The sequence below is a fragment of the Providencia sp. PROV033 genome (assembly GCF_028484855.1).
Lineage (GTDB): Bacteria > Pseudomonadota > Gammaproteobacteria > Enterobacterales > Enterobacteriaceae > Providencia > Providencia alcalifaciens.
The window spans coordinates 1-14,924 of sequence record NZ_JAMPSW010000017.1 but is presented as its reverse complement, the minus strand read 5'-3'; the positions used below and the strand labels follow the sequence as shown (position 1 = coordinate 14,924).

At 43.8% G+C, this 14,924-nt stretch carries 10 protein-coding genes; 6 read left to right on the top strand and 4 right to left on the bottom strand.

All coding sequences use genetic code 11. From position 1 onward, the window contains the following. Nucleotides 1-25: 25 nt before the first annotated feature. Both radA and serB read right to left on the bottom strand, forming a co-directional pair. A complete protein-coding gene (gene radA / locus PSF16_RS04675) occupies nt 26-1,408 on the bottom strand; it encodes a DNA repair protein RadA (protein ID WP_006662827.1) in 1,383 nt (460 codons plus the stop codon). A gap of 355 nt (nt 1,409-1,763) precedes the next feature. Next, on the bottom strand, nt 1,764-2,741 hold the full coding sequence (gene serB / locus PSF16_RS04670; RefSeq protein WP_006657117.1) for a phosphoserine phosphatase: 978 nt from the start codon (nt 2,739-2,741) through the stop codon (nt 1,764-1,766). A gap of 142 nt (nt 2,742-2,883) precedes the next feature. Between serB and PSF16_RS04665 the strand changes: the two genes are divergently transcribed. After that, a complete protein-coding gene (locus tag PSF16_RS04665) occupies nt 2,884-3,636 on the top strand; it encodes an AhpA/YtjB family protein (RefSeq protein WP_112860352.1) in 753 nt (250 codons plus the stop codon). Nucleotides 3,637-3,646: 10 nt separating this feature from the next. Here the strand turns inward: PSF16_RS04665 and PSF16_RS04660 are convergent, their stop codons facing one another. After that, nucleotides 3,647-4,429 carry an energy transducer TonB gene (locus PSF16_RS04660; protein ID WP_006657115.1) on the bottom strand — a complete coding sequence of 261 codons (783 nt, stop codon included), beginning with the start codon at nt 4,427-4,429 and terminating at the stop codon, nt 3,647-3,649. Nucleotides 4,430-4,594: 165 nt separating this feature from the next. On the opposite strand from PSF16_RS04660, the gene PSF16_RS04655 reads away from it, so the two are divergent. The 5 genes from PSF16_RS04655 to PSF16_RS04635 all read left to right on the top strand — a co-directional run bounded on the left by PSF16_RS04655 (nt 4,595) and on the right by PSF16_RS04635 (nt 13,563). Further along, on the top strand, nt 4,595-5,131 hold the full coding sequence (locus tag PSF16_RS04655) for an RNA polymerase sigma factor (protein ID WP_006657114.1): 537 nt from the start codon (nt 4,595-4,597) through the stop codon (nt 5,129-5,131). Next, nucleotides 5,131-6,132: a FecR family protein gene (locus PSF16_RS04650; RefSeq protein ID WP_006657113.1), complete on the top strand. Its 1,002-nt coding sequence runs from the start codon at nt 5,131-5,133 to the stop codon at nt 6,130-6,132. The genes PSF16_RS04655 and PSF16_RS04650 overlap by 1 nt, the downstream gene beginning before the upstream one ends. A 118-nt stretch (nt 6,133-6,250) precedes the next feature. Continuing rightward, nucleotides 6,251-9,031: a TonB-dependent receptor gene (locus PSF16_RS04645; protein ID WP_272688850.1), complete on the top strand. Its 2,781-nt coding sequence runs from the start codon at nt 6,251-6,253 to the stop codon at nt 9,029-9,031. A 46-nt stretch (nt 9,032-9,077) separates the two neighbouring features. Continuing rightward, on the top strand, nt 9,078-10,784 hold the full coding sequence (locus tag PSF16_RS04640; protein ID WP_272688849.1) for an ABC transporter ATP-binding protein/permease: 1,707 nt from the start codon (nt 9,078-9,080) through the stop codon (nt 10,782-10,784). After that, nucleotides 10,774-13,563 (top strand): M16 family metallopeptidase, encoded by a 2,790-nt coding sequence (locus PSF16_RS04635; protein ID WP_154631655.1) that lies wholly within the window; start codon nt 10,774-10,776, stop codon nt 13,561-13,563. The genes PSF16_RS04640 and PSF16_RS04635 overlap by 11 nt, the downstream gene beginning before the upstream one ends. A 61-nt stretch (nt 13,564-13,624) precedes the next feature. Here PSF16_RS04635 and PSF16_RS04630 read toward each other — a convergent pair whose 3' ends face one another. Further along, a complete protein-coding gene (locus PSF16_RS04630) occupies nt 13,625-14,704 on the bottom strand; it encodes a hypothetical protein (RefSeq protein WP_272688848.1) in 1,080 nt (359 codons plus the stop codon). Nucleotides 14,705-14,924 lie beyond the last annotated feature (220 nt).

Below are 14,924 nucleotides of genomic sequence, written 5' to 3'. Positions count from 1 at the left end.
GCTATCTCATCATTATCTAAATGATTCAAAACTCATCCATGACGCTTAACGCATCCGCTAATTTCTTCACACCATACACTTTCATATCGGCAGGTAACTTTTTCGGCATATTCGCATGAGGAACAATGGCGCGTTTGAAGCCATGTTTTGCCGCTTCAGAGATACGTTCTTGCCCACTCGGTACAGGGCGAATTTCGCCTGCCAGCCCCACTTCGCCGAATACGACGAGATCACGGGGTAATGGGCGATCACGAAAACTTGAAACCAACGATAATAGCAGCGCGAGGTCGGCACTGGTTTCGGTGACTTTAACACCACCCACTACGTTAACAAATACATCTTGGTCAGACATTTGCAATCCGCCATGGCGATGCAGTACCGCCAGCAAAATAGCTAAACGGTTCTGTTCTAAACCAACCGCAACACGGCGTGGATTGGACATCATGGAGTGATCAACCAGTGCTTGAATCTCCACCAACAGTGGGCGAGTTCCTTCCCATACCACCATCACGGAGCTTCCCGATGTGATTTCATCTCCACGACTTAAGAAAATTGCCGATGGGTTACTCACCTCTTTTAAACCCTGTTCGGTCATAGCAAATACCCCAAGCTCATTCACCGCCCCAAAGCGGTTTTTGTGGCTACGTAAGGTACGAAAACGGTTATCTGCATCACCATCGAGCATGATGGAACAGTCAATACAGTGCTCAAGCACTTTAGGTCCCGCGAGTGAACCATCTTTTGTAACGTGACCCACCATAATAATCGCCACACCGCGAGTTTTGGCGAAGCGCGTTAAATAGGCGGCGGTTTCACGAACTTGCGCCACACTACCCGGTGAGGATTGAATGTCTGCCATGTGCATAACTTGGATAGAATCGATCACCATCAACTTGGGCTGTTCTTGTTCCGCTGTCAGGCAGATTTGTTCAATGCTAGTTTCTGACAACATATTGAGTGTATCGGTGGGTAACCCTAATCGATGGGCACGCATTGCCACTTGCTGCAATGATTCCTCCCCTGTGACATAGAGGGTTTTCATGTCTCGTGATAGCAAACACATGGTTTGCAGCAGCAAAGTACTTTTACCTGCACCTGGGTTCCCCCCAATGAGGATGGCGCTACCCGGTACAACCCCGCCACCCAGCACTCGGTCAAACTCTTTAAAACCGGTGGTAAAGCGCGGTAATTCTTCAAGGCTAATCTCCGACAGTTTTTGGACCTTACTCACGCCTGCAGCATTGCCGGCATAGCCCGTCAGCCTATCGGTACGAGCCGCTGCCGTCGATGCCAAGCGCACTTCCGTAATGGTATTCCATGCATTACAGGCACTACATTGCCCTTGCCAGCGCGGATAATCCGCCCCACACTCATTACACACAAATGCTCTTTTTGCACCTTTCGCCACAGCCACTCCTTAATCACCCAATAAAAAACACCAAACTCGTTAATTATCTATGTCTTTGACTTTCTTTTTCTTAAATTCGTTGGTTTATATCTTCCACAAATTTTCTAAATAGTTCGGCGTTGTTGGTAGGCGGCAATTGAGGGTATTCCTAAGAGCATACACAAGTATGTGACTAGGATAGCCGAAAGCAGCCAACACCCCTACAACCCGAAATATGACGAAATTCCACCCATTTTCTAAATAGTTCGCGCTACGATTAGGCGGCAAGTGAGGATATCTCGGGGAGCATACACAAGTATGTGACCCGAGTAGCCGAAAGCAGCCAACAACGTCGTAGCGTGAAATATGACGAAAATTAGCGCTCTTCGTGCTTGAGCCCCCCACTGAGGACGCACAGGACACCCATCAGATCCGCATGCTTGATCCCAACCTTTGCCCTTGCATAGACTTTTGGCTTCGCATGATATGCAATGCCTAACCCTGCTTTTCTGAGCATTTTCAGGTCGTTTGCACCATCGCCGATAGCAACTGTTTGTTCTATAGGAATGTTTAGCTTTTCCGCTAATTTGACGAGGGTTTGCGCTTTATATTTTGCATCAACAATCGCCCCTTTCACTTTACCTGTCAGTTTGCCATTTTTGACTTCGAGTTGGTTGGCAACCGCAGCAACTAGCTTTAATCGCTGACGCAGGTTATCGGCAAAGAAAGTAAATCCACCAGAGGCAATTGCAATATGCCAGTCCATCGCTTGCAACTTGCGCACTAAGCTAGTGAGACCCGGCATTAGCGGTAAAGTTTCGAGGACTTGGTCAAGAATGGCTGCATCGGCACCTTCTAGCAGTGCCACACGAGCCCGCAGACTTTCGGTGAAATCGAGCTCCCCTTGCATGGCGCGCTCGGTCACATCTGCAACTTGATCACCAACACCGGCAAGACGGGCAATTTCATCGATACATTCGATTTGAATCGCAGTTGAGTCCATGTCCATGAGTAAGATCCCAGGGGAACGTAGACGCGGAATTTTCCCTAATGGCACAACATCAAGCTGGCTTTCATCTGCCAATTTTTTGATCCGCGGCGTGATGCTACCGGCAATACGTACAACTTGGTAATCATCGATGCGCCAAGAGGAAACGATCACTATCGCAATCCCTAAACGCTGTTGGAAATCACTAATTCGCGCTTTATCTAAACCGCGACCATATAACAGCCACCCAGTGTCCCCTGCACGATAATCTAATGGCATCACTTCTTCACCACTTAATGACAGTGGTAAACCCGGCCATTTTTGAATTTCATCAGGCAGATAACAATAGGTCAAACTCGTTGGCATGAAAATTAGCTCCTGTAGTGGACACAACTTTTTTTTATAATGTATACCCTGTATAAAATTACTATACTTAAATTTTCCAGCAAGTTAACGCTTCATGACTTGGCTTATTGCTATAAAACAGACAAAGAGCACGATGATTTCTATGAAACTCCCTTTTAGACTGCACAAAACCGTTATTGTCATTGTTTGTATTGCATTAATCACCTTCTTAATGCATGGGGTTTCATATTTAGGTTATAGCCAAAGCCAAAGCCGGTTAGAACAATTTAAGCAATTAACTCAAGTACTCGCTGAGCAAGTGGCTTTCAGCTTATCTGATTATATGGTTCCCGGCAGCAAAGATTTTAATTTAGAGCGAATTAATGCCAATTTAAATCATCTCGCGAAAGACCAATATATTTTGGATGCCAGTTTATATACTGCGGCAGGGACGTTAGTCACACAAGTTGGAGAAAGCACCACCGTCAAAGAACGACTCTCCCTTGAAGGCAACACGGGACTACAGAATTTTCACTACCAATTAGTGATCCCAGTCCAAGGCGCTAAAGAACCTAATGGTTATTTACGTCTTACCATTGATACCGAATCGCTCACTACAGACCTTCAACAAGCGGATAACACCACCAATATTATGCGGGTGTTCATTCTATTATCTTTATGTATTGGGTTTATTTTGGCGAATACCCTGATGCGCTTGAAGAAAAAGAAAGGTCAGCAACAGCCGTTAATCGTTGAACCCGTGGAAAGTGAAGAAGAAAGTGAATTACTGCTCCAAAGCAGCAAAGGGGCAACGGATTCTCGAAGCCCCTCCATCAAACCACCACGTGCAAAAAGGCGTAAAGTGCCGAGCCCCCATCGACCAAGAAGGGTCGCTCGTAAATTTTCAGCAAAATAGTAAATTCTATCTAGATCGACGTAGTATCAAACACGATCGGCGCAATAAGCTCCACTTTACCATTTGCAAGCAAGGATTCAGGTGGCATTGGAAACGGTGCCGCACGTTGGATAGTTGCGAGTGCTTCTTTATCCAGGATCTTCGTACCCGATGAATTAACCAAGCTCGCGCTGACTAACTGCCCTTGATTATCCACGATAATTTTGACCTGTGAAACACCCGTTGAACGAAAGCGCAATGCAGCACGAGGATAGCGCTTTGCCTTAGCTAAACGTTGATGAACCTCGCTTTCCCATCCATGGTGACCACTGACAGGAGCAGCAGCACTGCTGGAAAAATTGGCGCTGCTATTGGAAGCGCTACCTGAGGTTGGAACTGAAGTAACTTCAGATTCTTGGGTAGAAGCTGGGGCTTCTTCAACCATTTTTTTCTCTTGAACAGGCTTTTTCTTCGGTGGGCGTTTTTTCTCCGTTACACGGGTTAACGTTCCATTATCAACAAGGGGTGTCTGAGGTAGTTTTTCTATTTTTTCAACCACTTCAGGCTCAACTTCTTCACGCGTTGCCATCTGTTGCTTGGGCGCATTATTCACTTCAGGCTCATTCTGCTGTTCCAGCTGATAAAGCCCTAATTGCAAAGAGATTGCAGGTGGCAAAACCCCCGTTTTTGGTAGGTTTGACGTAAACCATCCAATAAAAATCATTGCCAAGATCCCATGGAAAACAAGACTCACAAATAAACCACCCACAGGGCGAAAAATTGGGCTTCCCAGCTGCCCCACACTGCTGTTCATATTTTGCCTCACATCTTTATTTTTCGCAGATTATAGGCATAATACAAATCAAAATGATATTCATTATTATTAATAAAATAACAATAATAACTACAAGGTATTGATTTAATTTATAAAGTCAATTTGAGCTCATTATTAAACCATTTTTACTTTTGACACCAGACAATGACTATCGATAAATCCCTTGCCCGCAAGATCAGTGGGGCATATCAATCAACCTATGGTCAACTTGTGCGATTTTTCCGCAGTCGACTAGGTAATAGTAACGATGCGGATGATTTATCACAGGATGTGTTTACACTATGGCTAAACCGTAAAGCACAGGATCCTGTGAAGGAGAACCGTGCTTATTTGTTCAAAATTGCCAGCAATGTGCTGATTGACCATTGGCGACGCAATCATCAACAGAGCCAGTCCCATACCTCGATTGATGAAGTATCCCATGAGCAAAATTTTGAACAAACCACGGCAGATCCGAGTGAAATTTTAGAGCACCAGCAGCGAATTGCTCGGCTAAGTGAGGCCATTGATCTTTTGCCCCCACGTCGCAGAGAAGCTTTTTTGCTGTATCGCTTTGATGGGTTATCTCAAAGTGAGATTGCTGAGCGTATGGAAATCTCCATCAGTATGGTGGAAAAGCATATTGCCGCAGCATTAGTGCATTGTAAGAAACATCTTGACGACCAGAGCAAGTATCCCTAATGGCAGAGAATCAAACCCAGCAGCCTGATAATACCCCGTTAGTCGAGCAACAACGCATTGACGAAGAGGCGGCACTGTGGTTTACGCGCATGCACAGTCAGCAACTTAGTGATCAACAATCTCAAGCATTTAAAGTTTGGCTACGAGCATCAAAAGCACATGCAGATGCCTATGAGGCAATGGCGAGCATTTGGCAAGATATTGAAAAAGTTCCACGCCCGGCACCGACCAAAACCACGACATCAACGTTCAGATTATCATCATTTTGGAAACCACTCGGTCATGTTGTTGCCGCCTGTTTTATTGCGGTAGTTTTGTTCTTACCTTATAGCCAGCTGCCATCCATGCTATTGAACAATATGACATTAGTTTCGACGGATTCAACCAAAGAAGTGACGTTATCTGATGGCTCTGTGCTATTTCTCAATCGTGATACCCGCATCCGAGTGGCGTATGAAACCCCCATCCGCCAGCTTTATCTAGACCATGGCTCCGCTTACTTTAAAGTCAAATCGAACCCTTATCGCCCATTTGTCATCAATGTGGATCAGCGACGTATTCAGGTTGTAGGAACGGAATTTGAAGTGAATAAAAAAGGCGAGCAAGTCGCGGTCAATGTCAGTCAAGGGATTGTTAGCTTTCAGAGCCTCAAAGACCAAAAACCCGTGTTATTGCTCGCAGGGCAAGGTGCATTGAGCTCAAGTATCAACAGCAAAATCGCCCTTAACTCAGTGACGCCTCAAGATGTCGCAAGATGGCGTTTCGGGGAATTAACCTTTGTGGATAAACCCCTTTCCGAGGTGCTATCCGAGTTAAAAACCTATTCCAACTTTCAGGTTGAGCTCTCTCCAAGTAGCTTAGCAAATCAAAAAATCTCTGGGCGCATCAATCTCCAGCAGCCAGATGCCTTTTTTCAGGCACTTCCAGCCCTCCTTCCTGTGCAAGTGGTGTATCAGGATAAAAATAACCTTTTGATTATCCAAAACAAAAAAAATAAATGAAAAATATTTTCATTTACAGGTGAGGATAATTCTCATTTCGCCCTCTTCTTAAGTAGCTTCATTTTTATTGACTACTTTTTAGCACGCTTTTTGTGCAGCTTAAGAATAAGGGATATCCATGGCAATTCAATTCACACTCGGTCGATTCAAGCCGATTGCGCTGTCACTGGCGGTCACCAGTGCCTTAGTCAGCCAATCTGCTATCGCCCAAGAAATCAGCTTTTCACTACCAGAGCAAGGGCTAGCAAGCACAATTGAGCAAATTAGCCGTCAAGGTCAAGTGTCACTCCTGTATGACAAAAGCCAACTGAACGGTCTGCGCGCTCCCGCCCTTTCTGGCAGCTATACCCCACAAACCGCATTACAAAAAATTCTTATTGGTAGTGGGTTAGAGCTGGTTAACGAAAACGGTATGCTGGTTATTCGCCCTCAGACTTTAAATCAAGGTACGTTAGTTCTACCTGAAACCCAAGTATCCGGCGTGGTTCAAAATCACCCTGCGATGGATGTTATGTCCGCACCGCAATACGTCACCTCAGAAGAGATCCGCCAAAAAAATACAGGTGACGGCAATATCACAGATTTAATGAAAACGAACCCCGCAGTGCAGTTTGCGAATAATGATAGCAACTCAATGAACCAAGGAGAGATCAAACCTTCGCGTATTTCGATCCATGGTTCCAGTAGCTATCAAAACGCCTATCGGCTTGATGGGATCAGCTTCAATAATGACTTTGACCCTGCTGACAGTGGCTTAGGGGAAACCGCAACGCGATTAAGCAGTAGCGATCAAGGGATTTACATCGATAGCCGTTTAATTGATAGCATGGCGGTTTACGATAACAATATTCCCGTGGAATTTGGTGGCTTTACGGGAGGCACCGTTGAAGTGAATAGCCGCCGCTGGCAAGGTGAGAATAGCGCCCATGCCTATTACCGCTTAACCCGTTCTGGTTGGAATAACCTGTTCCACGATTCAACCCAAGCTATTGATACCACCAAAAACGATACCGCCAATCCTGCTCGTTTCCAAAATCGCTACGATAAAAATGATTTTGGTGGCTGGTTTGAATTAGGCGTGACGGAAAATTCAGGCGTGGTGTTCTCGGCATCTCGCCGTAGCTCAACCATTCCGATGACGGTGACGGGTGGCGCTGGTGCGGTCATCGAAAATGGTGAAGTTGAAATGGCGGAGTTTGCCCCCGGTTCCAAGAATCAACACAGAACATCAGATAACTACTTCCTCAAGTACTCGATTGATTTATCAGATGTTAACTCACTAGACCTCTCTGCTAACTACGCCTCGTATGAGAGCCGTCTCTTCTCTTCCTCTGTAATGAATTCAGGTTATGACTCAACGCACAATGGATTTGGTCTAACCGCCGTTTATAAGCATCAATTAAGCCTTGGGCAATTGGAACTGACTGCCAATACGCAAGATCTGAAAGATGAACGAGATAATGACCAAAAATATGCCGTGATCCTGCGTGCTGCTGTTGATAATGACTACAGCAATATGGTTGATGCAAATAGTGGTGGTTTAGGAGACCTGATTTCCCAACAAAGAAGCCAAAGTGCAAAAGCTGTTATGCGCTTTAACCCACTAGAAGATGGTTTAGGCGCAACCCATAAACCAACCGTTGGAACCGAAATCAGTTATACAAAAGGCATCTATAAACGCGACAAAGATTATCTTCAATACACCTTTACAGGAAACATTGATAAAGATGACATGTTTAATGGAATGCTATGGAACGCCGCGCGTTTTAAAGCGGGTAAATACACCGCCGATTACACCAATTATGCGCTGTTTTTAGACGACACCATTGAATATGGTCGACTCACGTTACGCCCTGGTATTCGCCTTGATCGTGATGATTTCGTTAGCCGTACCAACATTGCCCCACGTCTGACAGGAACTTATGACGTATTTGGTAATGGTAAAACCCAAATTATTGCAGGTGCCAACCGTTATTATGGGCGCTCGATGCTGAACTACGCATTATACGGCGCGCAAAATGGCGGAATGCAAACTTGCGATATGATGTCTGATGTCTGTACTGTTAACCCCAACATGAATACTTGGGAAAATAAGAAAGACTATGAAGGCTTAGACTCACTTAAAACGCCATATAACGACGAGCTGACTCTTGCACTTCAGCAAGATATTCTTTCAACAACATGGCGCTTACAGTACGTTCATCGTGAAGGTTATGATGAAGTTCGTAGCCGTACAAAAACCAAAAAACTGGATATGTACGATCCTGAAAGCAAGATCCGCGTTTTCGATAATGATGGGCGTAGCTCCCATGATACTGTGACATTGTCTGTCAACAACTCACAACCGTGGGAATGGGCAGATGCTTCTCATGTGATGACAGCATCATTAACTTGGCAACAAACAGACAGTAATACTCCAAAAGATTCTGGCTATAACTACTTTGAAGGTCGCAATGACCTGAATCTAAACAAAGTTTATTATAATGGCAAAGTCATTGATGCCTCAAAATTGCCTTCAACAAGCTTCAATTCACCTTTCAAAGTTAACTTAGAGCTCACCAGTGTTTGGGATAACTACGACCTAACTTGGTACAACCGCTTACAGTGGTGGGGCACTAGAGATCAAGTCGTTCGTTATGGAAATGGCGATGGTACCTACACCGATCCTGAATACGGTTTAATTCGTCGATACACCGATCAACATTACTCAAGCAAGTATACATGGGATACCCGCTTAGGCTGGAAACCTGAATTTGCTTATGGTTTTGGTGTCTCTGTTGAAGTCAACAACGTCCTGAATAACAAAAACGTTGCAGATACCTTCACCTACAGCAATAGAACCATTAAGTCTTACGATCCGGGTCGTCAGTTCTGGTTACAAGTGAATTACGATTTTTAAGTAATAGCCGTGAGCAATGTCAAACACATAACCAAGAAATCGAGTCATGAAGACCATTAAACAATTTCTTTATTTAGTTAAACCTTTTTGGGGGCAGCGTGCTGCCCTTTTGTGCTGGGTGCTGCTGTTTGCCTCGTTAGGGCTAACCCTTTCTTCCGTTTGGTTCAATGTCAAAATGAACATGTGGAACGGGGATTTCTATAACGCCCTGCAAAAGCTAGACGGACAAGCACTGTATGGGCTGCTGCAATACTTTGTGATTTTAGTTAGTGGTCTGATTTTTGTGGTCGTAATGGGCACCTACCTCAAGCAAATGCTGATTATCCGTTGGCGCAAAGGCATGACTGAGCAAGTACTTGGTCGCTGGCTTTCCGGCAACAGCAAACACTATATGCTGAGGCTCGCATCCCAAGAGCCCGACAACCCAGACCAACGTATTGCGGAAGATATTCGCTTACTGATTGAATCCACGCTGAATCTGTTAGTCACTTTCCTGCATTCAATGCTGACATTGATCTCCTTTGCCGCGATTTTATGGACGCTTTCAGGAAGCCTTTCATTTAATTTCGCCGACAGCGATTGGATCATTCCGGGCTATATGTTCTGGGCCTGTATTATTTACACCATCATCGGGATCGCGCTAACCCAGCTAATTGGTTTCCCTCTGCGCCGCCTGCATATGGATAAACAGCGTCGTGAAGCGGATTACCGTAGTTCGTTAATCAATTGCCGCCAACACGGAGATGCCATCGCAGGGCAACGGGGTGAATCACAAGACCGTAAAGAGCTGATGACCCGCTTTAGCGAAATTATCCGTAACTGGAACCAGTTGATCCGCTGTGAACGTAATTTATCGTTTTATACCGTCGGTTATCAACAAGTGACCGCCCTCGCCCCTGTGTTGCTGGCATTACCTAAGTTTTTAGCGGGTGAAATTATGCTGGGCGGATTAATGCAGTTACGCCAAGCATTCACCAGTGTAGCAACCTCATTGGGCTGGTTTATTTTTGCCTATAAAGAGATTGCAGCATGGCAAGCCACCGTAGCGCGTCTGTATAACTTCGTGGTGTTATTGGAAAACGATAAAACCCCAGAAGCCACTATTAACGAAGATAGTGAACCATTAACAGCAAACTTGAGCCTGTTTACGGCAGATCATCGCCCACTGCTGAGCACCGTTGATCTTAGTATCAATAGCGGTGAGCTGATGTTGATCTCCGGTCGTTCTGGTATTGGTAAATCCACATTACTGCGCACACTCAGCGGCCATTGGCCATTCTTTGACGGAAAAATCACACGTACGGATAACGTCATCTGGATCCCGCAGCGCCTTTATTTACCGATAAGCCGTTTAGATAACTTATTGGCTTACCCACAAGATGCCAGCCAATTTACGGCTTCGGATCTGAAATATGCGCTAACCCTTGTTGGATTGGAAAAACTTCATTCACAACTCGCTTTGGAAACCGATTGGAACAACCGACTTTCTGGCGGTGAACAGCAGCGCATTATGTTTGCGCGACTGCTCCTGAATCGACCGAAGTTAATGCTATTGGATGAAATGACCTCCGCTCTTGATGAGCCAAGTGCCCTAGCCTTGCTGAATATGCTAAAAGCCCAGCTCCCCGCTAGCAGTATCGTTTTGGTTAGCCATCAAGGCTTTATTGATCAATTAGCTGACAAGCATCTGCGTCTATCTGAAACCACGCGGAATACGCCATTCATGACAGGAACCCCTGAATATGCTTCGTAAAATCACATTAGCAGCCTTCGTGGCAGTCCTTTTAGGCGGCTGTGTTAGCAGTGCGTCTCTACAATCTGATGAGCAGAAATTACTGCCAGTGCGTCAAGATTTACAGCATTATCAGCTCGATAATGGGCTACAAGTTTACCTGCTACAGCGTAATCAACCGGGTGTTGAGCTGCGTTTGTTAGTCAATGCGGGTTCATTACAAGAAACAGAACAGCAATTAGGTTTAGCCCACTTTACGGAGCACATGGCATTTAAAGGAACGCAACATTTTCCGGGCACGACAGGGTTTAAACAACTTGAACAACAAGGGCTAAAACTGGGTAGCCATGTCAATGCCATAACGAGCCTGAATAGCACGCTGTATAAGCTCTCCCTCCCTAACGCAACGCCAGCTCAAACCCGTACAGGATTGCAAGTCATGGCGGATTGGGCTGCCAATATGACTTTCGATGCCGACGCATTTGAAAAAGAGCGCCCTGTCATTATTGAAGAATGGCGTTTACGCCAAGGCATGGGCTATCGTATTAATGACAGCCTCGAGAAACTACGCTATCACGGCAGCCGTTATGTGGAGCGCAATCCCATTGGCTCCCTTGATGTGGTTCGCCAAGCACCCATTGAGCAAGCCAAAGCTTACTATAAAACGTGGTACCAACCTCAACGTATGAGTTTACTGGTTATTGGTGATTTCAACTCTTCAGCCGTGCGCGAGGATGTAAAAACCTTATTCGCATTACCTAAGCCAGACAAAATTTCCCAAGATGCACCTGAATGGAAGCGCTTTGCTGATTCCAAGAACATGTTAGTTCAAGGAGTTTTCGATAAGGAACAGGGAGCACGATACGTACAGTTTGCATTACAAAAAAATGTCTCTGCACCGCTGAATACACGCCAAGGTCAAACCGACGATCTGATGGATAATTTATGGCTAGCCATCTTAAACCAACGTTTCTCAGTCATGGTTGATAATGGCATTCTGCCGTCCATTAGTATTAATGAGCAAGGCTCCATGCTGGATAACCAACGTCTTCAGCAATTAATGATCATCCATCCAAAAGGAAATGATTATACCGGTGCAACCGAAGTGCTATTTACTGAATTACAGCGCCTTGCGACTGAACCAGTGACTGAGCAAGAATTAAATACCGCAAAACAAGCCATGTTGGCAAAACTGAGCCAACAAGCAGGTTCCGAGCAGCGTTACAGCAATGAGTATCTTGCAGGTCAACTCACCACGGCCCTTGAATATGAGATGCCGATGTGGAACAAACGCCAACAGCTGGATAATAGCTACCAATTAACGAAAGGCATCAAACCGCAAGATCTGCAACGCCATGTGGCTAACTTATTACAAACCGCATCACCTCGCTTAGCGCTGATTGGTCCAGATACAGATGAAACTGCGGTCAATAAGCAGACCTTCAGTGAACAATGGCAGCGTATTCGCCAAACACAACCAGGCCCGTTCACGCTGCGCTCTCAAGCGATTAGCCTGAAATTACCTGTTGTAGCAAAAGGGTCTATCACTGAACAATCTTCATTGCCTATCGCTAAAACTGAACAATGGATACTCAGCAACGGCATTAAGGTGATTGTTAAAACGGATAAAAACCTGAAAGATGATATTCAATTTAACTTGCAACTGCCCGGTGGACGTTCACTTGAAACGCCACAAACCGCAGGGTTAACTGATTGGGCGATGAAGCTACCAGAAAGCAGTGGTTATGGAAATTACAGTGCTCGAGATTTAGCGTTATTGGCAAAACAAAATCAGATTAGCGTGCGCCCATATAGCGAGCTACTTAGCCATGGTTATCGTGGTAAAACTCCCGTAGATAACCTCGAAACCGCATTACAATTACTGAATTTAAAACTCACCGCGCCGCAATTTAGTGGTGAAAAGCTGGAACAACACAAACAAGCTTTTGCGCTGAACTTGTCGAAAATGCCCGTTGAGCGCACTTTCCTTGACCATATTAATCAACAAAGTTACCAACATGGTGAGCTATTGGTTATCTCCCCTGAAGGTGCTTGGAAAACCTTTACTGCCCAGCAACTTCAGCAGGCTAACCGTCAGTTACTCACTTCGACATCAGACATGACATTAGTGATCACTGGCGCGATGAATGCGCGTGAATTAAAACCCATATTGGAGCAATGGGTGGCGTCTTTACCTGCTCACGATGGCAAATTAGTTTGGCGTAACCAAGGGATTATGCCGAAGATGACCAGTTTCGAACAACAGTATCCAATCAGTAGTAGCGATAAGAGTATGGTGAGTATTCAATTTGCAGCCCCAGCACAATGGTCCCAGCAAGATCAACTCGCTTTGCAGCTGATTGATACCATTGTTAGCCAGCGTCTGCGTAGCGAGCTACGTGAAAAAGCCAGTGGTATCTATGCGCTGAGTTTTTCACAAATGTTAGCGAAAAAACCACAGCCCTACTATTCTGGGCGATTGAATTTTACTACTGCGCCTGAGCGCGCGTCTGAGATGGTGGCACTTGCACGGAATACCGTTGCACAGCTCCGTCAATCAGGTGTAACAGAAAAAGAATTAGCCGAAGCCAAAAATATTTGGCTGACCGAAAATGCCCAAGTCACGGATAGCTCCAGTTATTGGACTGAAGCTTTAGCTCAAGTCGCAGCGGATGATGGACAATTCCAAAAAATTGCCCAAGAGCAGAAGATCATTAATAAGCTCAATATTCAAGACATCAATCGACTGACTCAACAATATTTAGGTCAGAATCAGAAAGTGTTTATGATGACGCCTTAGTGATATAAAAACCACAGACCCGATAGTATTGGGTCTGTGGAATACCTTTTTTATTCCTAGTTTACAGCTGATACACTAAAGCTTGTTTTTGTATTAATAAATATTTTGCTCTTTCTTCAGTAAACACCTTAAACAACGTTTTAAGATTCTCAACTGAAAAGGAGAGTCGTTCTTTTAGATAATGAACCATTGTTTTTTTATCAAAAAATTTCTCATCTAATCCTATCAACTTTTCTATATAAAATAATTTATCCTTAATTATTTCTCTAGGTTCTACAATTTCTAACACCTTCAGATGACTTGTTATTTTTTTAATTATCCCTTCAGCAACATTGACATTCTTAAAATGCTCTTTAACCGCATTTTTCAAATCATTAAACTCAGGCGAGCACTCTATCAATTCATTTGAATCAAAAATTAATTCATTATTTTTCATTCTATTCGATATTTCCGCCTGTAATAAATGTGAGGGTTCATCCTCTCTAATTTCTGGCGATTGAATTACAGTAGTATCATTTCTCTTCAAACTTATTTCTTCTTTCAATTTATTCATTGATTTCATTAATTTAAAATGATTTTTAGGCTTAATATTTTTTTCTATTAATTTATCTTGTAGATTCTCTATTTCTTTTATTGCTTCATGCTGTGGTTTATCTTCAATCAGCATACCTATTTTTTCATTCATTCTTCTTAGTGTTTTTTTAGAGACATAATGACATTTCAGATCAAAAATATCTTCAACAGTACGCCTTGGAAGAATAACTCGATTGCCTCTCCCCCCAGAAAGATTATCCCAGAAATTTTTTAAATTTTGTTTAACCAATAATATTTGATTATTTTTTAATATCGTATTTCTTGTTGATGATACCACTTTAGCATCGGGTAAATTGGATGCTTTAGAAACTTCATCAAGGATTTTTATGATTTTCTCTTCATTCTTAGGGGCATCAATTAACTGACTCTTAGCCGCCGTGATTTGAATTTTAAAATTTATTGGTGAACTCGTATTTTTCACTTTATTGGTGTATTTTTTTATTTTACTTATGGTTTTATCCGTAATTTTTTGATTATGTTTATGTCTAATTATTGCTTTCATTAATTTATTACTATGATATTGACTACTGTCTATAGAACTAAACATAGCTCTCCCTTTTATTCATAACTTATCAGAATCTAGATAATAGAAAATCAGCAATAAATAAAAATATCATTTACCGTTGCTCATATATTATTATTTTTAATAAAGGAATATCCACTATTGACAGGCTATTTCATTAATGTGATTACTATGGGGGGCGGATTCAAGTCCGAAGTGCAACGCTAAGCCGCCTTTCTTAGCTCCGCAAACACCACCGAAGGTT